The 22662-nt window shown below is 69.4% G+C and carries 17 protein-coding genes; 12 read left to right on the forward strand and 5 right to left on the reverse strand.

Features of this window, described 5'->3' with window-relative positions; genetic code table 11:
• Both H512_RS0118445 and H512_RS0118450 read right to left on the reverse strand, forming a co-directional pair.
• Nucleotides 1–704 (reverse strand): NAD-dependent epimerase/dehydratase family protein (locus H512_RS0118445; protein WP_026784696.1); only part of this gene is annotated, 704 nt, incomplete at its 3' end.
• A 25-nt stretch (nt 705–729) separates the two neighbouring features.
• Nucleotides 730–2034 carry a UDP-glucose dehydrogenase family protein gene (locus H512_RS0118450; protein ID WP_026784697.1) on the reverse strand — a complete coding sequence of 435 codons (1305 nt, stop codon included), beginning with the start codon at nt 2032–2034 and terminating at the stop codon, nt 730–732.
• A gap of 137 nt (nt 2035–2171) precedes the next feature.
• Here H512_RS0118450 and H512_RS0118455 point away from each other — a divergent pair, with 137 nt between their 5' ends.
• From H512_RS0118455 to H512_RS0118475, 5 genes are all read left to right on the forward strand, one after another.
• Nucleotides 2172–2783 carry a TetR/AcrR family transcriptional regulator gene (locus tag H512_RS0118455; RefSeq protein ID WP_026784698.1) on the forward strand — a complete coding sequence of 204 codons (612 nt, stop codon included), beginning with the start codon at nt 2172–2174 and terminating at the stop codon, nt 2781–2783.
• A gap of 275 nt (nt 2784–3058) precedes the next feature.
• The gene (locus tag H512_RS24870) at nt 3059–4555 is read left to right on the forward strand and encodes an efflux transporter outer membrane subunit (RefSeq protein WP_053240044.1); all 1497 of its coding nucleotides are present in this window, start codon (nt 3059–3061) and stop codon (nt 4553–4555) included.
• A complete protein-coding gene (locus tag H512_RS24875; RefSeq protein ID WP_156899564.1) occupies nt 4552–5817 on the forward strand; it encodes an efflux RND transporter periplasmic adaptor subunit in 1266 nt (421 codons plus the stop codon). Before H512_RS24870 ends, H512_RS24875 begins: the two co-directional genes overlap by 4 nt.
• A gap of 121 nt (nt 5818–5938) precedes the next feature.
• Complete coding sequence (locus H512_RS0118470) at nt 5939–9073, forward strand: efflux RND transporter permease subunit (RefSeq protein WP_026784699.1); 3135 nt, start codon at nt 5939–5941, stop codon at nt 9071–9073.
• Between the two features lie 172 nt (nt 9074–9245).
• Nucleotides 9246–10277 carry an aldo/keto reductase gene (locus H512_RS0118475; protein ID WP_026784700.1) on the forward strand — a complete coding sequence of 344 codons (1032 nt, stop codon included), beginning with the start codon at nt 9246–9248 and terminating at the stop codon, nt 10275–10277.
• Between the two features lie 104 nt (nt 10278–10381).
• Here the strand turns inward: H512_RS0118475 and H512_RS0118480 are convergent, their stop codons facing one another.
• The gene (locus H512_RS0118480) at nt 10382–11731 is read right to left on the reverse strand and encodes an O-antigen ligase family protein (RefSeq protein ID WP_169507178.1); all 1350 of its coding nucleotides are present in this window, start codon (nt 11729–11731) and stop codon (nt 10382–10384) included.
• A gap of 225 nt (nt 11732–11956) precedes the next feature.
• Here H512_RS0118480 and H512_RS24880 point away from each other — a divergent pair, with 225 nt between their 5' ends.
• On the forward strand, nt 11957–12451 hold the full coding sequence (locus H512_RS24880) for an Rrf2 family transcriptional regulator (RefSeq protein WP_053240045.1): 495 nt from the start codon (nt 11957–11959) through the stop codon (nt 12449–12451).
• A 13-nt stretch (nt 12452–12464) separates the two neighbouring features.
• Here H512_RS24880 and H512_RS0118490 read toward each other — a convergent pair whose 3' ends face one another.
• Nucleotides 12465–12860 (reverse strand): Rrf2 family transcriptional regulator, encoded by a 396-nt coding sequence (locus tag H512_RS0118490; RefSeq protein WP_026784702.1) that lies wholly within the window; start codon nt 12858–12860, stop codon nt 12465–12467.
• 266 nt (nt 12861–13126) lie between these two features.
• Between H512_RS0118490 and H512_RS0118495 the strand changes: the two genes are divergently transcribed.
• The 6 genes from H512_RS0118495 (at nt 13127) to H512_RS0118520 (ending at nt 20457) form a co-directional block, all read left to right on the forward strand.
• The gene (locus tag H512_RS0118495; protein ID WP_026784703.1) at nt 13127–14704 is read left to right on the forward strand and encodes a cytochrome ubiquinol oxidase subunit I; all 1578 of its coding nucleotides are present in this window, start codon (nt 13127–13129) and stop codon (nt 14702–14704) included.
• A 10-nt stretch (nt 14705–14714) separates the two neighbouring features.
• The gene (gene cydB / locus H512_RS0118500; protein WP_026784704.1) at nt 14715–15866 is read left to right on the forward strand and encodes a cytochrome d ubiquinol oxidase subunit II; all 1152 of its coding nucleotides are present in this window, start codon (nt 14715–14717) and stop codon (nt 15864–15866) included.
• Nucleotides 15867–15981: 115 nt separating this feature from the next.
• Nucleotides 15982–16089 carry a cytochrome bd-I oxidase subunit CydX gene (gene cydX / locus H512_RS26530; protein ID WP_026784705.1) on the forward strand — a complete coding sequence of 36 codons (108 nt, stop codon included), beginning with the start codon at nt 15982–15984 and terminating at the stop codon, nt 16087–16089.
• A 209-nt stretch (nt 16090–16298) separates the two neighbouring features.
• Nucleotides 16299–18014 (forward strand): thiol reductant ABC exporter subunit CydD, encoded by a 1716-nt coding sequence (gene cydD, locus H512_RS24885; protein WP_036792640.1) that lies wholly within the window; start codon nt 16299–16301, stop codon nt 18012–18014.
• On the forward strand, nt 18011–19693 hold the full coding sequence (cydC, locus tag H512_RS24890; protein ID WP_053240046.1) for a thiol reductant ABC exporter subunit CydC: 1683 nt from the start codon (nt 18011–18013) through the stop codon (nt 19691–19693). Before cydD ends, cydC begins: the two co-directional genes overlap by 4 nt.
• Nucleotides 19694–19905: 212 nt before the next feature.
• Nucleotides 19906–20457, forward strand: a complete 552-nt coding sequence (locus H512_RS0118520) for a GNAT family N-acetyltransferase (RefSeq protein WP_053240047.1) — start codon at nt 19906–19908, stop codon at nt 20455–20457.
• A 122-nt stretch (nt 20458–20579) separates the two neighbouring features.
• On the opposite strand, the gene H512_RS0118525 is transcribed toward H512_RS0118520, so the two are convergent.
• The gene (locus H512_RS0118525; protein WP_026784707.1) at nt 20580–22658 is read right to left on the reverse strand and encodes a membrane protein; all 2079 of its coding nucleotides are present in this window, start codon (nt 22656–22658) and stop codon (nt 20580–20582) included.
• Nucleotides 22659–22662 lie beyond the last annotated feature (4 nt).

Genomic DNA, 22662 nt, shown 5'->3' on the forward strand with positions numbered 1-22662 from the left:
GCGACCGGCACCAGGCGGACGATCGCCTCGACGAGATCGCCGACATAGGTGAAGTCGCGCTGCATGTTGCCCTCGCCGTAGACGTCGATCGGCGCGCCCGTCTCGATGGCCTCGACGAACTTGAACAGCGCCATGTCCGGCCGGCCCCACGGGCCGTAGACGGTGAAGAAGCGGAAGGCGGTGGTGGGGATCTTCCAGAGATGGGCGTAGGCGTGGCCCATCGCCTCCATCGCCTTCTTGCTGGCGGCGTAGAGCGTCAGCGGCTCGTCGGTCTTGTCGCTTTCGGCGAAGGGAACCTTGTCGTTGGCGCCGTAGACCGACGAGGTCGAGGCGAGCATCAGGTGCCTGACCTCGCAGGCCTTGGCCAGTTCCAGCACGTTCCAGCTGCCGACGAGGTTGGCGTCGACATAGGCGCGGGGGTTCTCCAGGCTGTAGCGGACGCCGGCCTGGGCGGCGAGGTGGACGATCACCTCGGGCTCGGCCAGGTCGGCCGCCTGCCTGAGCGTCGCGGCGTCCTCCAGCTGGCCGATCACCGCCCGGAAGCCGTTCGAGCGTTCGAGGAGGGCGTGGCGCGCCTCCTTCAGGCGGACGTCGTAATAGGGCGTCATCCCGTCGAAGCCGACCACGAAGTGGCCGTCGTCGAGGAGGCGTCTGGCCAGATGGAAGCCGATGAAGCCGGCGGTGCCGGTGATCAGGAAGCGCATGTCCGTCCCCCGTTCAGGCTCCCGTTCAGGCCCGTCCGACGCTGGTGTAGCTGAAGCCGTGGCGTTCGACCTCGTCGCGGCGGTAGATATTGCGGAGATCGACCAGCACCGGGGCGGCCATCAGCGCCTTGAGGCGGTCGAAGTCGAGCGCCCGGAAGGCGTTCCACTCGGTGACGATGCACAGCGCGTCGGCGCCGCTCGCCGCGTCATAGGCGTCGCTCGCCAGGGCGATGCCGTCGATGGCCGCGCGGGCGTTGGCCATGCCCTCGGGGTCGTAGCCGACCACCCTGGCGCCGGCGTCCTGCAAGGCCTGGATGATCGAGATGGCCGGGCTGTCGCGCATGTCGTCGGTCATCGGCTTGAAGGTCAGGCCGAGCACGGCCACCGTCTTGCCGCGGGCGTCGCCGCCCAGCGCCTGGATCACCTTCCTCGCCATCGCCCGCTTGCGCGTGTCGTTGACGGCAACGGTGGTCTCGATCAGCCGCACCGGGCTGTCATGGTCCTGCGCCGTCTTGACGAGGGCCAGCGTGTCCTTGGGAAAGCACGAGCCGCCGTAGCCGGGGCCGGCGTGCAGGAACTTGGCGCCGATGCGGCCGTCGAGGCCGATGCCGCGCGCCACCTGCTGCACGTCCGCCCCCACCTTCTCGCAGAGGTCGGCGATCTCGTTGATGAAGGTGATCTTCATGGCCAGGAAGGCGTTGCCGGCATATTTGATCAGTTCGCTCGTGCGGCGCGAGGTGAAGAGAAGCGGCGCCTGGTTGAGGTAGAGCGGCCGGTAGACCTCGGTCATCACCGCCTTCGCCCGTTCGTCCTCGTAGCCGACGACGATGCGGTCGGGCCGCTTGAAGTCGTCGATGGCGGCGCCCTCGCGCAGGAACTCCGGGTTGGAGACCACGGCGACGTCGGCCTCGGGATTGGTGTCGCGGATGATGCGCTCGACCTCGTCGCCCGTCCCCACCGGTACCGTCGACTTGGTGACGACGACGGTGAAGCCCTTGACCGCCGCGGCGATCTCGCGGGCGGCGGCGTAGACGTAGCTGAGATCGGCGTGGCCGTCGCCGCGCCGCGACGGCGTGCCGACGGCGATGAACACCACGTCGGCCTCGGCCACCGGGCCGGCGAGATCGGTGGTGAAGGTCAGGCGCCCCGCCTTGACGTTGCTCTCCACCAGCGCGTCGAGGCCGGGCTCGTAGATCGGGATCTCGCCGCGCTCCAGCGCCGCGATCTTCTCCACCGCCTTGTCCATGCACACCACGTCATGGCCGAAATCGGCAAAGCATGTGCCTGAAACAAGGCCGACGTAGCCAGAACCGATCATCACGATTTTCATGGGGCGAACTCTCCCGAAGCGGCATATCGTTCCGGCCGTCATTTCACGGCCGGCGGCGGTTGTCGAGGGGGCGCCGGGGCGGCGGGCCTGATCACGCCCCCTTGGCTGCCGACGCTGGAAAAGGCTAGACAACGGTCATGGCAAGACGGTCCTGGCACAAGAGCGCCGACACGCGCGCGGAAATCCTCGACGAGGCGGAACGCCAGCTCGAGGCCATCGGCTATACCGACATGACGATCGGCTCGATCGCCCGGGCGCTCGGCATGTCGCCAGCCAACATATTCAAGAATTTCGGCAACAAGGCCGGCCTGATCGACGCGGTGGCGCTGCGCTGGGTGCTGCTGCTCGACGCGGCGCTCGACACCACGGCCGATATCGCGCCGGCCTCGCAGCGCCTCAGGGCAATGGCCCGTCTCATCCTTGAAACGCATGTTGCCCATGGCGAGACGCCGGCCCGCATCGCCATCCTCGTCGGCCTCGACTTTCGGCCGCCGCCCAGCGCCCTCGCCTTCTTCGATCGCCTGCTGAAGCGCTTCGAGACGCTGATCGACGACGGCATCGCCGCCGGCGAGTTCGCGCCTTGCGACGACAGGCCGGCCGCCGCCGCCGTCGTCTGCGACTGCCTGATGACCATTCTCGATCCGGCCGCCGTGCTGCGCGGCCGCAGCCTGTTCACGGTGAAGGAGATGACGGAGAAGTGTGACCGGCTGGTCAATTTCGTGATCAAGGGTCTGGCTGTGCACGCTTGAAAAGTGATCTTTCGCCAAATATGGTACTTTTATCGCTTCGCGGAGAACGGCAGTTCGCCGCGGATTGGTTCGCCTGTTCACATCGTCGTTGCATGGCTGTTCACGGATTGACTTTGCAACCCGTGGAACGTCATCGTCCGATGGTGCCTGCGATAGGGGTGGCCGATGCGGCCAGTCGCGGGCGAGTATAACTGCACGCGGCGGACTGTCGCGTATTTGACCATTCGGGCGCGTAATCCTGCCGGATGTTCGGTCTTCATGGGGTGGGGGCGTTGATGACACCGGCTCGGTTCGTTTCTTTTCTTCTGTCGGTGACCATGCTCGCCGGCTGCGCCGTCGGTCCCGATTTCGAACGCCCCGGTCTCGATCGAGGTGCCGGCTATCTCGGCGGCGCCGGCGATGCGGCGGCCAGCAAGGCGACCGGCATCAAGCTCGCCTACGGCGCCGACGTGCCCGGCCGCTGGTGGGAGCTGTTCCGCAACAGGGATCTCGACGCGCTGATGAAGCAGGCGATCGAGAACAATCCCGACCTCGACGCGGCGCGGGCGACGCTGAAGCAGGCCAACGAGCTGGCGCTCGCCCAGGGCGGCAGCCTGTTCCCCAGCCTGTCGCTGTCGGGTTCGGCGACGCGGTCGGACTGGAGCGGCTCCAAGTCGATCGGCGTCTACAATCTGTTCGCCGTCACGCCCAGCGCCAGTTATCCGCTCGACATCTTCGGCGGCACCCGCCGCTCGGTGGAGGCGGCGCAGGCGACCGCCGAGGCGCAAGGCTTCGTCGCCGAGGCGACCTACCTGACGGTGACGGCCAGCCTTGCCCGGGCGGTGATCCAGGAGGCGTCCTACCGCGAACAGATCGCCGCCTCGCAGGAGGTGATCGCCTCCTACAGGGAACTGCTCGGCGTTCTGGAGAACCAGGTCAACGTCGGCACCGCGGCGCGCGCCAACCTCCTGCAGCAGCAGGCGGCGCTCGCCCAGGCCCAGGCGTCGCTGCCGGCGTTGCAGAAGGCGCTGGCCCTGCAGCAGAACACCATCGCCGCGCTGGTCGGCGACTTCCCCAATCAATATGCCTCGCGCAAGTTCCGCATCGCCGGCCTCGGCCTGCCGCACGCACTGCCGCTCAGCGTGCCGTCGGCGCTGGTCGAGCAGCGGCCGGACATCCGGGCGGCGGAAGCGCGGCTGCACAAGGCGTCGGCGGAGATCGGCGTCGCCACCGCCGCCATGCTGCCGCAGCTGACGCTCAGCGCCGCGCTGCCGACCTCGGCCGCCGATCTCGGCGACCTGTTTGCCTCGGGCACGACGGGCTGGTCCATCGCCGCCGGTCTCGCCCAGCCGATCTTCAAGGGCGGCACGCTCATCCACAACAAGCGGGCGTCGGAGGCGGCCTTCGAGGCGGCGGTCGCCGACTATCGCTCGACGGTGCTCGGCGCCTTCAAGGATGTCGCCAACGCGCTGCGTGCCCTCCAGCACGACCGGCAGGCGCTGGCCGGCTATCTCGCCGCCGAGAGGGCGGCCAAAGAGAGCTTCGACCTGACGCAGACGCTGTTCAAGGCCGGCACCGTTCCCTACACAAACGTGCTGACGGCGCAGACCACCTACCAGTCGGCGCGGCTCGCCCGCGCCTCGGCGGCGGCCTCGCGCTACCTCGACGCGGTGGCGCTGTTCGAGGCGCTGGGCGGCGGCTGGTGGAACCGGCCGGACAACCTCGTGGCGCTCGCCAACACCGATCCCCAGAAGACCATGACGACGACGCCGGCATCCGGAGAGAAGAATTGACGAAATTGTACAAACTCGGCGGTGCGCTGCTGATCGCCCTGGCGCTGCCGCTCTCCGGCTGCGAGCAGGTGGGCGCCGTGCTGCACAAGGCCGGCGACATGCTCGGCGCCAAGAGCGGCGGCGGCGCGCCGGCCGGGGCGCCCGGCGGCGGCATGCCCGGCATGCAGATGCCGACGCCGGAAGTCGGCTTCATCGTCGTCCACCCCACCTCGGCGCCGATCGTCGAGGACGTGGCCGGCCGTACGGCTGCCTCGGCGGTGGCGGAGATCCGGCCGCAGGTCGGCGGCATCATCGAGAAGCGGGTGTTCGAGGAAGGCTCGCGGGTGAATGCCGGCGACGTGCTCTACCGCATCGATGCCCGTCCCTATCAGGCGGCGCTCGACGCTGCCAAGGCCGACCAGCAGCGGAGCGAGGCCAGCGTGCCGAGCGCCCAGGCGAAATTCGACCGCTACCAGGAACTCGCCAACGTCAACGGCGTCTCCAAGCAGGATATCGACGAGGCGCGCTCGGCCCTCTTGCAGGCCAAGGCCGTCGCCGCCGCCGCCGCCTCGGCGGTGCGCACGGCCGAGATCAACCTCGGCTATACCGAGGTGAAGGCGCCGATCTCCGGCCTGATCGGCCGTTCGTCGGTGACCGAGGGCGCGCTGGTCACCGCCGGACAGGCGACGGCGCTGGCCACCATCCGCCAGATCGATCCGATCTACGTCGATCTCAGCGCCTCGAGCACCAGCATGAGCCGCATGCGGCAGGTGATCGAACGCGACGGCGTCGCCACCGGCGGCAGCGGGCCGAAGGTCACCATCCGGCTCGACGACGGCTCGACCTATGCCGAGACCGGCCGCATCATCTCGACCGAGGCCAACGTCGACGAGACCACCGATACGGTGACCATCCGTTCGAGCTTCGCCAACCCGAAGATGGAGCTGCTGCCCGGCATGTACGTGCGCGCCTCCGTCGAGATCGGCACCGAGGAGAACGTCTTCCTGTTGCCGCAGCGGGCGGTGAGCCGCAACGTCACCGGCCAGGCGACGGCCTATTTCCTCGGCGCCGACAACAAGGTCGAAGCGCGCACGCTGACCGCTGACCGCGCCCACGGCTTCAGCTGGGTGGTGGAGACGGGCGTCGCCGACGGCGACCGGCTGATCATCGAGGGCGTGCAGAAGATCCGGCCCGGCATGGAGGTCAAGTCCGCCGAGGTGGAACTCGGCGCCGACGGCCTCGTCAAGCAGAAGGCAGCGCCGGCCGCCGCCAAGGCGCCCTGACAGGACGCGACGCGGCCGGCGGGCTTCGCCGGCCTTCCCGCGGCGCAATCGCAATGCGCCGACCGATTTTTCGTTTCCCGATTCGCCCTGACGCGGCGGACCGACCTCGTCGAGGCAAGGCATGGCCCAGTTCTTCATCAACCGTCCCGTCTTCGCCTGGGTGATCGCCATCACCATCATGCTGGCGGGCATCCTTGCCATATCGACGCTGTCGATCTCGCAATATCCGGAAATCGCTCCGCCGACGGTGCGCATCTCCGCCACCTATCCCGGCGCCAGCGCCGAGACCGTCGAGAATGCCGTGACCAAGGTCATCGAGCAGAACATGAACGGCCTCGACAACCTGATCTACATGGAATCGTCGTCGACCTCGGACGGCTCGTCGTCGATCACCCTGACGTTTGCCAACAAGACCGACGGCGACATCGCCCAGATGCAGGTGCAGAACAAGCTGCAGCTCGTCGAATCGCTGCTGCCCCAGGCGGTGATCGATCAGGGCATCCGCGTCACCAAGTCGACCAGTTCCTTCCTGATGGCGGTGGCGCTGGTGTCCACCGACGGCAAGCTGAACGGCACCGATCTCGCCGATGTCGTCTCCACCCGCATCGAGGACCAGATGCGCCGCGTCGAGGGCGTCGGCGACCTGATGACCTTCGGCGGCGGCTATGCCATGCGCATCTGGCTCGACCCCGACCAGCTCAACAAGTTCACGCTGACGCCGAGCGACGTCAGCATTGCCGTCCGCGCCCAGAACGCCCAGGTATCGGCCGGCGCGCTCGGCGGCCGGCCGGCGGCGGCCGGCGCGCAGCTCAGCGCCACCATCACCGCCCAGAGCCAGTTGCAGACGCCCGAGCAGTTCCGCAACATCATCCTGAAGACGCAGAGCGACGGCTCGATCGTCCGGCTCGGCGACGTGGCGCGCGTCGAGATCGGCTCCAAGAGCTATGCCGCCGACGCCTATTTCGACGGCAAGCCGGCATCCGGCTTCGGCATCAACCTGCAGAGCGGCGCCAACGCGCTGAGCACGGCCACGGCGGTGCGCGCCACGCTCGACCGGCTGAAGCCGTCGCTGCCGCAGAATGTCGAATACGTCTACGCCTACGACACCACGCCCTTCGTGCAGCTGTCCATCGAGAAGGTGGTGGAGACGCTGATCGAGGCGGTCGTGCTGGTGTTCCTGGTGATGTACCTGTTCCTGCAGAACTTCCGGGCGACGCTGATTCCGGTGATCGCCGTGCCGGTGGTGCTGCTCGGCACCTTCGGCGTGCTGGCGGCGATGGGCTACTCGATCAATACATTGACCATGTTCGCCATGGTGCTGGCGATCGGCCTCCTCGTCGACGACGCCATCGTCGTCGTCGAGAACGTCGAGCGCATCATGACCGAGGAGAAGCTGTCGCCCAAGGCGGCGACGCAGAAATCGATGCGCGAGATCACCGGCGCGCTGGTCGGCATCGCGCTGGTGCTCTCCGCCGTGTTCGTGCCGATGGCCTTCATGGGCGGTTCGACCGGCATCATCTACCGGCAGTTCTCGGTGACCATCGTGTCCGCCATGCTGCTGTCGGTGATCGTCGCGCTGGTGCTGACGCCGGCCCTCTGCGCCACCATGCTGAAGCCGAGCCACGGCGGCCATCGCGGCTTCTTCGGCTGGTTCAACCGCCGCTTCGACGATTCGTCGTCGCTGTTCCAGCGGACGGTGCGCGGCATCGTGCGGCGGCCGGTCCGCATGATCGTGGTCTTCCTCGGCCTGGTCGGCGGCGCCGCCTTCATGTTCGACAAGCTGCCGACCTCGTTCATTCCGACCGAGGATCAGGGCGTGCTGCTGGCCATGATCCAGCTGCCCTCCGGCGCCACCATGGACCGCACCAAGCAGGTCATCGACCAGATGACCGACTATTACATCAAGAACGAGCCGGAGGCGGTGCAGAGCGTGATGGCGGTGGCCGGCTTCTCCTTTGCCGGCTCCGGACAGAATGCGGCGCTGGCCTTCATCCGCCTCAAGGACTTCAAGGAGCGCACCGACCCCAGGCTGTCGGCGCAGGCGGTGCTCGGCCGGGCGATGATGGCGACCTCGCAGATCAAGGACGCGATGATCTTCACGCTGCTGCCCCCGGCCATGCCCGGCCTCGGCATTTCCGGCGGCTTCGACATGTATCTTCAGGACAATGCCGGCAACGGCCGCGCCGCCCTCGAAGCGGCCCGCGACCAGATCCTGATGCAGGCCAACCAGGATCCCAGGCTGATGGCGGTGCGCGAGAATGCCCAGCCCAACCAGGTGCAGCTGCACGTCAACATCGACCAGGAGAAGGCGACGGCGCTCGGCATCAATCTCAGCGATATCAACGCCATCATCACCACCGCCTGGGCCGGCTCCTACGTCAACGACTTCATCGATCGCGGCGAGATCAAGCCGGTCTACATGCAGGGCGACGCGCCCTTCCGCATGACGCCCGACGACTTCAATCGCTGGTATGCCCGCAACAACAAGGGCGAGATGGTGCCCTTCTCGTCCTTCGTGGAGACCAGCTGGTCGTTCGGCGCGCCGAAGCTCTCCCGCTTCAACGGCGTGTCGGCGGTGGAACTCCAGGGCTCGGCCGGCTTCGGCACCTCATCGGGCGATGCGATGAACGAGATGGAGAACCTGGTCGCCAAGCAGGGCGCCGGCTACACCGCCGGCTGGACCGGCCTCTCCTACCAGGAGCGACTGTCGGGCGCCCAGGCAAGCATGCTCTATGCCGTGTCCTTCCTGGTGGTCTTCCTCTGCCTCGCCGCCCTCTACGAGAGCTGGACGATCCCCTTCGCGGTGATGCTGTCGGTGCCGATCTCGGTGCTCGGCACGCTGCTCGCCGCCTATTTCTTCGGCCAGTCGAACGACGTCTACCTGAAGGTCGGCCTGCTCACCACCATCGGCCTTGCCGCCAAGAACGCCATCCTGATCGTCGAGTTCGCCCGCGATCTGCAACGGCAGGGCGAGGGGCTGATCGAGGCGACGCTGCACGCCGCCCGCATCCGCCTGAGGCCGATCATCATGACCTCGATGGCCTTCATCCTCGGCGTATTGCCGCTGGCCATCGCCACCGGCGCCGGCTCGGCGGCGCGCAACGCCATCGGCATCGGCGTGATGGGCGGCATGATCGCCTCCACCACCGTCGGCCTGTTCTTCGTGCCGCTGCTGTTCTACGTGGTGATGAAGACGAGCGAGCGGCTCGGCTGGACCAACAAGCCACCGGAGGACCAGGCGGCGGCGGAAATCTGACCCCGCCCAGCGGCGATCGGGTCGTGGTTGAAAGGCAAGGCCCCGGCATCGTCCGGGGTCTTTTCGTTGGCGTCACGGCGCCCGGCGGACTTCCGAAGCCCGACTTTTATATGATAAATTGCCGCGACGCGGATCGCGCGAGGCGATCCGGCCGACCCTCCGGAGGAGATCCATGGATTATCGCAAGCTCGGCCCAAGCGGCACCATTGTTTCGGTTCATTGCCTCGGTACCATGACCTTCGGCTCGGAGGCCGACGAGGCGACATCCTTCCGCCTTCTCGACGACTTCGTGGCGGCCGGCGGCAATTTCATCGATACCGCCGACGTCTATTCGGCCGGCGTCTCGGAGGAGATCGTCGGCCGCTGGCTGAAGGCGCGGCCGACCGAGGCACGGCAGATGGTCGTCGCCACCAAGGGCCGCTTCCCGATGGGGCCGGGGCCGAACGACCTCGGCCTGTCCCGTCGCCATCTCGGCGACGCGCTCGACGCCTCGCTGTGCCGGCTGGGCGTCGAGCGCGTCGACCTCTATCAGATGCACGCCTGGGACGCCCTGACGCCGATCGAGGAGACGCTGCGCTTCCTCGACGACGCGGTCAGCGCCGGCAAGATCGCCTATTACGGCTTCTCCAACTATGTCGGCTGGCATATCGCCAAGGCCACGGAGATCGCCAAGGCGCGCGGCTACAGCCGGCCGGTGACCTTGCAGCCGCAGTACAGCCTGCTGGTGCGCGACATCGAGCTGGAAATCGTCGACGCCTGCCTCGACGCCGGCCTGGGCCTCCTGCCCTGGTCGCCGCTCGGCGGCGGCTGGCTCAGCGGCAAGTACAAGCGCGACCAGATGCCGTCGGGCACCACCCGACTCGGCGAGAATCCCAACCGCGGCATGGAGGCCTATGGCCCGCGCAACGCCGAGGCGCGCACCTGGGCGATCATCGAGGCGGTCGAGGAGGTGGCGAAGAGCCATGGCGTGTCGATGGCGCAGGTGGCGCTGGCCTGGGTGGCGGCGCGGCCGGCCGTCACCTCGGTCATCCTGGGCGCCCGCACGCCGGCCCAGCTCGCCGACAATCTCGGCGCGGCGGATCTGAGGCTGGAGGCGGAGGAGATGGAGCGGCTGACGGCGATCAGCGCGCCGATGCCGCCCGACTATCCCTACGGCGTGCAGGGCGTTGCCCAGCGTCATCGCAAGCTCGTCGGCGGCCGCTAGAGCAATTCCCGCAACAGTGGGAACCGCTTTGCGTCTTGATGAAGAGATAGGGCATTCCCGGTGAACCTGTTTTCACCGGAAATGCCCTGACCGGCCGCCCGCCATCACCCGGCCGATTGCTGCGCCGATCGGCTCTGGGCAAAGCCGAGAGCGAGAATCATCAGCATCATCAGCACGATGGCCGGGATCTGCAGGCTGAAATCGACCAGGGAATGGACGCCGCCCGCCAGCACCACGGCGGCGGCGGCGGCCGGCAGTTCCCAGTTCTGCCGCCGGCGCAGGGCGGCAAGGGCGGTCGTCCCGGCCAGCAGCAGCACCGCCAGCACCACGGCGACGGCAGCCGGGATGCCGAGTTCGGCGGCCAGCTCCAGATAGAGATTGTGCGCGGCGTCGAAGGTGACGTCGGGGCTGATCGGATCGGTCTTGATGGCCCGGAAGGCATCCTCGTAGGTGCCGCCGCCGTAGCCGGTCAGCGGCCGCGCCGCGATCAGGTCGAGCGTCTGCTCGTAGACGGCAAGCCGGACGTCGGCGTCGCGATCGACGGTGGCCATGCGCTCGAACAGCACGCCGCCGGTGTTGGCGAGCACCAGGCCGGCGGCGAGACCGGCGGCGATCATCATGCCGGCGACGATGCGGCGCAGGCCCGTCGACTTGAACACCGCCAGGAGGGCGATGAGCCCGACGCCAAGGGCGGCGACGAACATGCCCATGCGCGAGTGCGAGAAGGCGAGGGCGAGGCCGATCAGGGCGAGCGGCGCCACGTTGAAACCCAGCTGGATCAGGATGCGGCTGAGGCGCGACCGGCTGACGTCTTCCTCGTCGTTGCCGAAGATCAGCGCCGCGCCCATGATGGCGCCGAAGGCAAGGAAGGTGGCGAAGCTGTTGCGGTTGACGAAGGCGCCGGTGGCGTCGCCGAAATAGGCTTCCTTGGGCAGGAACAGCAGCACGTCGCCGAAATAGGTCAGCAGGGCGAGGGCGAGCAGCGCGTGGGCGGCGATGCCCCAGTAGACGACGCGGAACAGCGTTTTGGCCCGCCGCTGTTCGACGGCCACCTGCAGGGCCAGGATGAAGAACAGTCCGTAGGTCAGGTAGCGCACCAGCATGTCGAAGGTGGCGCCGGGACCGATGCTGATCCGCCCGGCCACCTCGGCGACCGGCGACAGCATGGCCCACTCCGGCGCGGCGAGCAGGCCGAGCGGCAGCAGCGTCACCAGCAGCCAGACGATCACCAGGCCGAACAGCAGCACCGGCACGGCGAACACGGACAGCGGCAGGCGCGGCCGGACGTGGCCGCGATAAAGTCCCATGGCGTAGAAGAGGCCCATCACCGCCACCACGACGGCGTAGAGCATGTAGAAGAAGGCGCGAATACCGCCCCATGGCAGTGGCGCCAGCAGCACCGTGGCCACCAGTGCCCATCCGAGATAGTCGTGACCCTTCGACCGGCGGGACATGCTGTTCCGGCGCATCCTGTGCTGACGATTGGTCACGCTGGATCATCCTTTCGCTGCGGCGACCGCGGCACTCTAGCGGCTTGGCCCTTGAGGAGCCAGAGCAAATGCCGCGCCGCGACGGCTCCCGCCGGAGGAGCCCCCTTCCCGCCGGACAGCTTGAAAAGCCGGCCGCGGCGTGCGATTCCTCAGGGCGGCGCCCCGACGGACGCCGGATGCGGAGCCGGCATGCGACTGACCAGCTATTCCAACCATGCGCTGCGCGTCCTGCTGGCCGCCGCCGCCCGCTCGCCGCGCCTCGTCACCATCCGCGAGGTCGCCGTGGCGTTCGGCCTTTCGGAGGCGCATCTCGTCAAGTGCGTCCACCGGCTTGGCACTTGGGGCTATCTTGAGACGGTGCGCGGCAACCGCGGCGGCTTCCGCCTGAAGCGGCCGGCGGCATCGATCTCGCTCGGCGAGGTGGTCCGCCGCACCGAGGACGGGCTCGCCGTGGTGGAATGCCTCGATCCCGATACCAACACCTGCCCGCTGATCGGCCGCTGCCGCATGAGCGAGGTGCTGCGCCGGGCGACCGACGCCTTCCTTGACGTGCTGGACAAGCTGACGCTGGCCGACGTCGCCGGCAACGAGGCGGAGTTCCGGGCGCTGCTCGACGGCGCCGGCGTGCCGGCGCCCCGCCTTCTCGCCGCTTGCGGTGACGGCCAGCCGGCGGTCGGCGCCTGATCCCGGCCGGTGATCAATCGATGTGGTCGAGGAGAATGTCGGCGACGCTGATCGCCGCGAGTTCGGCGCGCATCGCCCGGTAGGCTCCGGCGCAGGCGTCGCCGAAGGCGCAATCCTGGCAGGCGGCGGCGGCCAGGCGGCCGCAGATGCGCATGTCGTCGTCCGGCTCGAACAGGTCGATCACCGACAGCACCGAGATCTGCGCCGCCGGCCGGCCCAACTGATAGCCGCCGCCGCGGCCGCGACGGCCGACCAAGAGGCCGGCGCGGGCCAGCGCGCCGCAGGACTTCGCAACCCGCGTCTCGGCCATGCCGAGCCGCCGCGCCATCTCCGGCAGCGTCACCGCCTCGCCGTCGCCGCAAATCATCAGGATGCGAAGGGCGCCGTGGGTCACGGCGTTGATTTTCATGGTGACCTGCCTTCAAAGGTATATTGACTGTATAGCTTTGCATCGATAATTCTGTCCATATCGATTTGTCGGCCGGCACGGGGATGCCGGCCACGGGTTCGCCGGGATGATGGACGGTTTCACCATCTCCGCGAAGGGTTCGTTACCCTTCGGCGGCGACCGTTGCCGTGCGTCGGTCCGACCATGGCGCTGACCCCGACGAGATGCGACGGCCCGGAGCGGCAGGCGTTTCCGGACCGCCTTCGCTGAAAAGGACGTCGTCCATCATGATCGATTCGACATTCGTGGAGTTGTCGCGCTGGCAGTTCGCCGCCACGGCGATGTACCACTTCCTGTTCGTTCCGCTGACGCTGGGCCTCGCCTGGCTGCTGGTGATCATGGAAACCGTTTTCGTGATGACCGGCAAGGAAATCTACCGGGACATGACGAAGTTCTGGGGCAAGCTGTTCGGCATCAACTTCGCCCTCGGCGTCACCACCGGACTGACCATGGAGTTCCAGTTCGGCACCAACTGGTCCTACTATTCGCATTACGTCGGCGACATCTTCGGTGCGCCGCTGGCCATCGAGGGACTGATGGCCTTCTTCCTCGAGTCGACCTTCGTCGGCCTGTTCTTCCTCGGCTGGGACAAGCTCAGCCGCCGCCAGCATCTCGGCGTCACCGTGATGACGGCGATCGGCTCCAACCTGTCGGCGCTGTGGATCCTGGTCGCCAACGGCTGGATGCAGAACCCGATCGGCTCGTTCTTCTCGCCCGAGACGATGCGCATGGAGATGCACTCCTTCACCGAGGTGCTGTTCAACCCGGTGGCGCAGGTGAAGTTCGTGCATACGGTGGCCGCCGGCTATACCACCGCCTCGATGTTCGTGCTCGGCATCTCCGCCTGGTATCTTCTCAAGGGCCGCGACGTCGCCTTCGCCAAGCGCTCGTTTGCCGTCGCCGCCGGTTTCGGCCTCGCCTCCTGTCTGTCGGTGATCGTGCTGGGTGACGAGAGCGGCTACGAACTCGGCGACGTGCAGAAGGTCAAGCTCGCCGCCATCGAGGGCGAATGGGAGACCGCGCCGGCGCCGGCCGCCTTCAACCTGATCGGCTTCCCCTCGCAGGAGGAGAAGGTGACGCACGGGGCGATCGAAATCCCCTACGTGCTCGGCCTGATCGCCACCCGCTCGCTCGACAAGCCGGTCAGCGGCCTCAACGAGCTGCGCGAGGAGCACCTCGCGCGCATCCGCTCCGGGCAGCAGGGCTACGCCGCGCTGATGAAGATCCGCGCCGGCGACACGACGCCGGAGACGCGCGCCGCCTTCGACGCCCACGCCCGCGACATCGGTTTCGGCCTCCTGCTGAAGCAATATGTCGAGGATCCGGCCACCGCCAGCGAGGAACAGGTACAGGCGGCGGCCGACGGCACCATCCCCACGGTCTGGCCGCTGTTCTGGGCCTTCCGCCTGATGGTCGGCTGCGGCTTCGCGATGCTGTTCATCTTCGCCTCGGCCTTCGTGGTCAGCGCCCGGCGCAGCCACGAGACCAACCGCTGGCTGCTGTGGGCGGCGCTCCTTGCCATGCCGCTGCCGTGGCTGGCCAGCGAATTCGGCTGGTTCGTCGCCGAGTTCGGCCGCCAGCCCTGGGCGATCGGCGAGGTGCTGCCGACCTTCCTCGGCACGTCCAGTCTCACCGTCACCGACCTGATCTTCTCGCTGACCGGCTTCCTGGTGCTCTACACCGGTTTCCTGGTCATCGAGGTGTTCCTGATGGTGAAATTCGCCCGTCTCGGTCCGAGTTCGCTCGGCACCGGCCGTTACTATTTCGAAGCCGAGGCGCCGCATCGCGCCGCGGCGGCGGAATGAGGAGACCGCCATGTTCGACTACGAAACGCTGAAGTTCGTCTGGTGGATCCTGGTCGGCGCGCTGCTGATCGGCTTCGCCATCACCGATGGCATGGACATGGGCGTCGGCTCGCTGTTGCCCTTCGTCGCCCGCACCGACGCCGAGCGGCGGGTGGCCATCAACACCGTCGGCCCGCACTGGGACGGCAATCAGGTGTGGCTGATCACCGCCGGCGGCGCCCTGTTCGCCGCCTGGCCGATGGTCTACGCCGCCGCCTTCTCCGGCTTCTACATGGCGATGCTCCTGGTGCTGTTCGCGCTGTTCTTCCGGCCGGTTGGCTTCGACTACCGCTCCAAGCTCGACAATCCGAAGTGGCGCTCCGCCTGGGATTGGGGGTTGTTCGCCGGCGGTGCCGTGCCGGCGCTGATCTTCGGCGTCGCCTTCGGCAACCTGTTGCAGGGCGTGCCCTTCGGTCTCGACGAAATGCTGCGCACCCATTACCAGGGCTCGTTCATCTTCGCGCTGCTGCCGCTCCTCAACCCGTTCGGGCTGCTGGCCGGCCTGATCTCGCTTGGCATGCTGTCGGCCCACGGCGCCGTCTGGCTGCAGCTGCGCGCCTCCGGCGTGGTGGCGGAGCGGGCGCGGACGCTGGCGATCCGCCTGTGGCTGGTCGTCGCCGTGCTGTTCGCACTGGCCGGTATCTGGGTCTGGCTCGGCATCGACGGCTATCGCATCGTGTCGCAGCCGCCGCTCGACGCCCGGCCCAACCCGCTCGGCAAGGAAGTCGTGGTGGCGGCCGGTGCCTGGCTCGACATCTACGGATGGCTGCCGATCGCCATGCTGGCACCGGCTGTCGGCCTCGCCGGACCGGTTTTGACGGCGCTGCTCGCCGCCGCCCGCCGGCCGGGCCTCGCCTTCGTCACCTCGGCGCTCGGCCTTGCCGGCATCATCGGCACCGCCGGCCTCTCCATGTTCCCGTTCGTGATGCCGTCGAGCCTCGACCCCAACGCCAGCCTGACCCTGTGGGACGCCACCTCCAGCCACCTGACGCTCAACGTCATGTTCTGGGCGGTGATGATCCTGTTGCCGATCGTGCTGGCCTACACCGTCTGGTGCTACTGGCGCATGTGGGGCCGCGTCACGGCCGACGACATCGACGCCCGCTCGCATTCGGCCTACTGACCCGAGAACGCCGGTCTGACTGAATCAGACCGGCACACCAAGGTCCTGTTCATCATGCATCGTCTTTTCGATCCTCGTTTCAGGCGGGTCGGATGATGCGCAAGGAGACACGGCAATGTGGTACTTCACCTGGATCCTGGGCGTTACCGCGGCGGCGGCAATCGGCGTGATCAATGTCATGTGGTTCGAGTTCCAGGACGGGCTCGACACGGACGCCAAATAGCCTGCCGGCGTGGTGGCATGCCACCATGCCGTCACCGGGGCCGGTCCGCTTTCCGCCGGCCCCCCGAGAGCGGCCGGCACGGTCGTCCCGCCCACCGTGCCGGCCGCTCTGTCCTTTGGCGGGATCGCATCTGCGCGAGGCCGCTCTTGCGTCGGCGGCCGGAGCATGGCACTCCGGCGGCCGCATCCGCATCACCGGGCCGTTGCCGCATGAGCAAATCCCTTCTCGATGATCTCTCGGCCGGCGTCCGGACGAAGACGGCGATGCTGTTCGCCGCCAGCATCGCCGAGGGCGTGCTCGGGGTGCTTGCCGCCTTTCTCACCGCCCGCGTCATCGACGCCGCCGTGTTCCAGGGCGCCGGCCTCGATGCCGTGCTGCCGCAACTGGCCATGCTCGCCGGCCTCGCCCTTCTCAAGGCGGTGATCGGCTATGGCGGCGGCCGCATCGGCTTCGAGGCGGCGGCGCGGGTGCGCGAGGTGCTGTTCGCCCGCCTTGTCGACCATGTCGGCGCGCTCGGTCCGGTACGGCTGGCCGGCACCGCCGCCGGCGACCTCGCGACGACGCTGACCGACGCCGTCGCCGGCATCGAGCCCTACTGGCGGCAATGGCTGCCGGCCACCGCCACGGTCGCCGTGCTGCCGGTCGCCATCCTGCTGGTGGTGCTGCCGGTCGACTGGCGTTCGGCGGCGATCTTCCTGGTGACGCTGCCGCTTCTGCCCATGTTCATGGTGCTGGCCGGCCGCTCGGCCGAGCGGGCCAACCAGCGCCAGTGGGCGACGATGGCCCGGCTGGGCGGCCACCTGCTCGACGCCGTCGCCGGCCTCGCCGACCTGGTGCTGCTTGGCGCGGCGAAGCGCGAGGCGGCGCTGGTCGCCAGGACCGCCGACGACTACCGGCGCGAGACCATGAAGGTGCTGCGCCTCGCCTTCCTGTCGGCGCTGGTGCTGGAATTCTTCGCCACCGTCTCCATCGCCGCGACGGCGGTGCTGGTCGGCTTCCGCCTGATGTGGGGCGAGATCGCCTTCGTCGATGGCCTCTTCGTGCTGCTGCTGGCGCCGCAGTTCTACGCGCCGCTCCGCACGCTCGGCGTCGAGCGGCACGCCCGCATGGAGGCGGTGGCCGCCGCCGAGCGCCTCGCCGACCTCCTCGGCCGGCCGGCGCCGGTCCGGACGGGCGGCGCGCCGCTGGCGGCCGGCGCGGCGGTGTCGCTGCGCTTCGATCACGTGTCGGCCGGTTATGGCGACGGCCGGCTGGCGCTCGACGACGTCAGCTTCGAGGTGCGCCCCGGCGAGCACGTGGCGATCGTCGGCGAGAGCGGCGCCGGCAAGTCGACGCTCTTGTCGCTGATCGCCGGCTTCCTGGAACCGAGTTCCGGCTCGATCCTGATCGACGGCCGGCCGCTCGCCGGCCTCGACCTCGACGACGTCAGGCGCCACATCGCCCTGTTGCCGCAGCGGGCGGCGCTGTTCGACGCCACGGTGGCCGAAAACGTCGCCATGGGCCGATCCGGCGACGTCGGCGCGGCCCTGAAGGCGGCGCGGGCCGACGGTTTCGTCAGCCGCCTGCCACACGGCGAGCACAGCCGGCTCGGCCAGGACGGCGCCGGCCTCTCCGGCGGCGAGGCGCAACGGCTGATGCTGGCCCGCGCCTTCCTCGCGCCGGCGCCGCTCGTGCTGATGGACGAGCCGACCGCCCATCTCGACGCCGCCACCGAGGCGGCGGTGGGCGAGGCGATCGCCGCGCTGTCGGCCGGCCGCACCCGCCTGACCATCGCCCATCGCCTCGGCACCGTCGAGTCGGCCGACCGGGTGCTGGTGCTGGCGGCCGGGCGGCTGGTGGAGGAGGGAACGCCGGCCCAACTCAGGGCGACCGGCGGCGCCTATGCCGGCATGCTGGCGCGACTGGCCGGCGGGAGCGCGACATGAGCGATTTCCTGCGCCTTCTCCGCCTCTACCGGCCGCATCTCGCCTGGATCCTGTTGTCGACGCTGGTGTCGCTGATCGCCACGCTCGCCAACGTCGGGCTGATGGCGGTGTCCGGCTGGTTCATCACCGCCATGGCGGCGGCCGGTCTCGGCGGTGCCGCCATCAACTATTTCACGCCGGCGGCGATCATCCGGGCGCTGGCCATCCTGCGCACCGGCGGCCGCTACGTCGACCGGGTGGTCAGCCACGACGCGACGTTGCGCCTCGTCGCCGACAGCCGCGCCCACCTGTTCGCCAGGATGGTGCCGCTCGCTCCGGCCGCCCTCGACGATCTCCGCTCGGGCGACCTGCTCGCGCGTCTCAAGGCCGACATCGACCGGCTGGAGCTGACCTTCCTCAGGCTGATCTCGCCGGTCGCCGTGGCGGTCCTGACGCTGGTGGCGGTCGGCCTGCTGCTCGCCCTTCATGACGGCAGCCTGGCGGCCGGCGTGCTGGCCGTGCTCGCCCTCTGCGGCCTGGTGGCGCCGGCGCTGGCCGCCGCTGCGACCACGGCGCCCGGCCGGGCGCTGACGGCCCGCGCGGCCGATCTCCGCCGCCTCGTCGTCGACGACCTCGCCGGCCTCGGGCCGCTGTTGATGACCGGTGCCTTGGCGGCCCACCGCGACCGGCTGGTCCAAACCATGGCATCGCTGGTCGAGGCGGAACGCCGGCTCAACCGTCGGGCGGCGCTCGGGCAGGCGCTCGGCCGGCTGTCCGGCGATCTGGCGCTGATCGTGGCGCTGTTCATCGGCGTGCCGCTGGTTGCCGCCAGCCGCCTCGCCGGACCCGACCTCGCCATGGCGGCTCTCTTGTCGCTGTCGGCGGCCGAAGCCTTCATGGGCCTGCCGGCCGCCTTCCTCGGCGTCTCCGCGACGCTCGCCTCGGCCCGGCGGCTGTTCGCCATTCTCGATCGCCGGCCGCCGGTCACCGAGGCGGCGCATCCGGCGCCGCTGCCGGACGGCCGCGACATTGTCCTCGACAACGTGACGCTGCGCTACCGCGACGACGGCCGGCCGGCGCTTGACGGCATTTCCCTCGACATCCCCTTCGGCAGCCATGTCGCGCTGATCGGCGAGAGCGGTGCCGGCAAGTCGTCGCTGGCCGGCCTGCTCGTCCGCCTGCGCGATCCCGATGCCGGCGAGATCCGGCTCGGCGGCCTGCCGCTCACCGCGCTGTCGCTCGCCGATCTGCGCCGGGTGATCGGCGTGGTGCCGCAGAAGCCGCATCTGTTCACCACGACGCTGGAGGCCAATCTCAAGCTCGGCCGTCCCTCGGCAACGGCCGAGGAGCTAGCCGCGGCGATCGCGGCGGCCGACCTTGCCGGGTTCGTCGCCCGATTGCCCGAGGGACTCGGCACGCCGGTCGGCGTCGCCGGCACGACGCTGTCGGGCGGCGAGGCGCGCCGCGTCGCCATCGCCCGTGCCCTGCTCGTCGAACCCGACATCCTCGTCCTCGACGAGCCGGGAGAGGGGCTCGATCCGGAGACCGAGGCGGCGGTGCTCGACCGCGTGCTCGACCGGATGGCCGGCCGGACGGTGATCCTGATCACCCACGCCCGCGCCGCGCTGTCGCGCATGGACCGGGTGATCGAACTCGACGCCGGCCGTATCGTCGCCACTAAAGGCGGCTCGGCAGTCTGACGGATGCCCGTCCGGCTTGTGCGGCGTCGGCGGCCGTGCTAAGGGGCGGCGAACCTTTTGAGAAGAAGCCTGATGCTCCTCGGCCACGATCAGCGACGACGACGCGACGCACGCGCTTTCCCGCGCGCCGTCACGCCTTCCTGCGCCTGATCGACCGATCCCACGGGGTCCGCGGATCGATGGCGCCGCACCCCGCTTCTTCACGGTTCGACATGACCGCCATCGATCTCTCGCTCGCCCGCTCCCTCGATGCCTTCCGGCTGGCCGACGTCGTCTTCCGCCCGGAGACGGCCGAGGACGCCGCCGCCATCGACGCCATCCACGACGTGACCTTCGGCCCCGGCCGCTATGCCCGCACCGCCTTCCGCATTCGCGAGGGCCATGCCGCCGACGGCCCGACCAGCCTGGTCGCCGTCTACCGGGGCGACGTGGTGGGTTCGGTGCGGCTCACCGCCATCGCGGTGGGCGACACGCCGGCGCTGCTGCTCGGCCCGCTGGCCGTGCTGCCGGCGCTGAAGAACCTCGGCGTCGGCAAGGCGCTGATGCGGCTCTCACTGGAGGCGGCGCGGCAGCGGGGCCACCGGCTGGTCGTGCTGGTCGGCGATCTTCCCTATTACCGGCCGTTCGGCTTCGGCCCCGTGCCGGCCGGCCGCGTCATCCTGCCGGGGCCGGTCGATCCGGCCCGCCTGCTGTGGGCGGAGCTGGTACCCGGCGCTTCGGCCGGCGTGGGCGGCTCGGTGCGGGCGACCGGCCCGACCGCCTGATACCAATTCGCGATGATGCCGACGCATCCGCTCATTGCCGATCGCCCATCTCCATCAGGGGCGTGAGAAATCGGCAAGCGGAATACCAGGGGCCATTTTCAATGCCTGCCGGTATGAGCCGATCAGCGGCTCTCCCGCCACCAGAGGCTGCCGATCGCCAGAAGCAGCAGCGCCACGGCGAGAAGGCCGAGATGCACCGGCAGCCGCTCGACGCCGGCCACCTCGTAGGACTCCGACGCCTTGAAGCCGATCCAGCCGTCGCCGGCAAAGGTGCCGGCCGCCGACCGCCTGAGGGCGACGGCGGGAATGTCCAGCGCGCCGCCCGGCGCCTGCCTCAACCGGATCGACGAACCGCCTGTTGCCGTGGCGATCGGCGCGGCCGGACCGGTGGTCGACACCAAGGTGCGGAACTCGCGCGGGTTGGCCGGTCCGACGTGGACGATGGCGGTGAGCGTGCCGTCGCTCGCCTTGTAGAGGCCGGTGAGCGGCGCCGGCAGGCTGGCCCGGAAGCGGCCGGGGCCGTCGGGCGTCAGGTTGGCGACGGTTTGCGAGCCATCGGGGAAGGTGACGGTGACCGGCGGCGCGGCGTCCTTCAGCGTCCGCCGCTCGACGGCGAGCCGGCCGCCGTCGCCGGTGAGGCGCAGGGCCTCCTCCTCCAGCTCCGGCTCGGCCATCAGCCAGTGGGCGACGTTGCGCAGCAGCTCGGCATGCGGACCGCCGCCCTCGAAGCCGCGCGCCCACAGCCACATCTCGTCGCTGAGCAGCATGGCGACGCGCCCCTTGCCCTCGCGGGAGAGGACCAGCAGCGGCTTGCCCTCCGGGCCGGACATCAGCGCGTCGCCGCGGTTGGCCGACGTGCCGATCAGCCGGAACCAGCGCGACCAGCCCGGCGGATCGGTTTCGCCGCCCGGCAAATTCGAGGTCACCGGATGGCGGGCGCCGAGCGGTGTGACGGCCGGCCGGAACGGCGTCTCGACGACGCTGCCGTCCGGCACGGCCGGCAGGATCGGCGCCAGCGGGCTGTCGTAGACGCTGTCGGCGCCGGACGGGTCGGGACCGGCGGCGATCAGCAGCGCGCCGCCGTCCGCGACGTAGCGGGCGATATTGTCGAAGTAGAGAAGCGGCAGCACGCCGCGCTGCTGGTAGCGGTCGAAGATGATCAGGTCGAAGTCGGCGATCTTCTCGTCGAACAGCTCGCGGGTCGGAAAGGCGATCAGCGACAGTTCGTCGATCGGCGTGCCGTCCTGCTTCTCCGGCGGCCTCAGGATGGTGAAGTGGACGAGGTCGACGGCGGCGTCGGATTTCAGGAGGTTGCGCCAGGTGCGCTCGCCGGGATGCGGCTCGCCGGACACCAGGAGCACGCGCAGCGCCTGCCGCACGCCGTCGATCACCGCCACCTCGCTGTTGTTGAGCGGCGACAGCTCGCCGGCCACCGGCGGCGCGGCGATCTCGACGATATTGGCGCCTGCGTGCGGGATGGCGACGTCGACCGACCGTTCCTCGCCCGGCGCCATGACAATCGTGGCGACGGTGTCGCCGTCGCGGCGAACAGTCACCGGCACCGGCGCGGCATCGGCGCCACGGCCGTCGTCGACGAGGCGGAAGGTGAGGCGCTGCGTCGAGCGGACGAGGGCGAATTTCGGGGCGGCGACCAGCTCGATGCGGCGGTCGTAGTCGCTCGCGTCGCCGGTGACCAGCACGTGCACCGGCGCCGAGAAGCCGAGGCCGGCGACGTCCTTCGGCACGTCGTGGATCAGGCCGTCGGTGACGGCGACGACGCCGCCGATCCGCTCGGCCGGCACGTCGGAGAGGGCGCGGGCGACGTCGGCGAACAGCAGCGTGCCGTCGGCATTGTCGGCGGCGGCGGCCGGCACCTCGCGCAGCTCGACGCCGGGCAGGCGGGCGAGGCGCTCCTTCAGCGCCGCATAGGCGGCGTCGGTATCGGCCGGCCGGCCGGCCAGCGTCTGTGAGGCGCTGCGATCGGCGACCAGCGCCACCACGGCCGGCAGGGCCTTGCGATCCTCGGCAACCAGCTCGGGCCGGGCGGCGGCCAGCATGAGCAGGGCGAGCGCCAGCGCCCGGAGGATCAGGCCGGGCCGGCGGCGGAAAGCCATCAGGGCGAGGAGGGCGAGCGCGGCGAGGCCGGCGGCGATGAAGGCCGGCGGCGGCAGGAGCGGCGACAAGGCGATCGACCAGATCATGGCC

This window comes from Pleomorphomonas koreensis DSM 23070 (genome assembly GCF_000425185.1).
Lineage (GTDB): Bacteria > Pseudomonadota > Alphaproteobacteria > Rhizobiales > Pleomorphomonadaceae > Pleomorphomonas > Pleomorphomonas koreensis.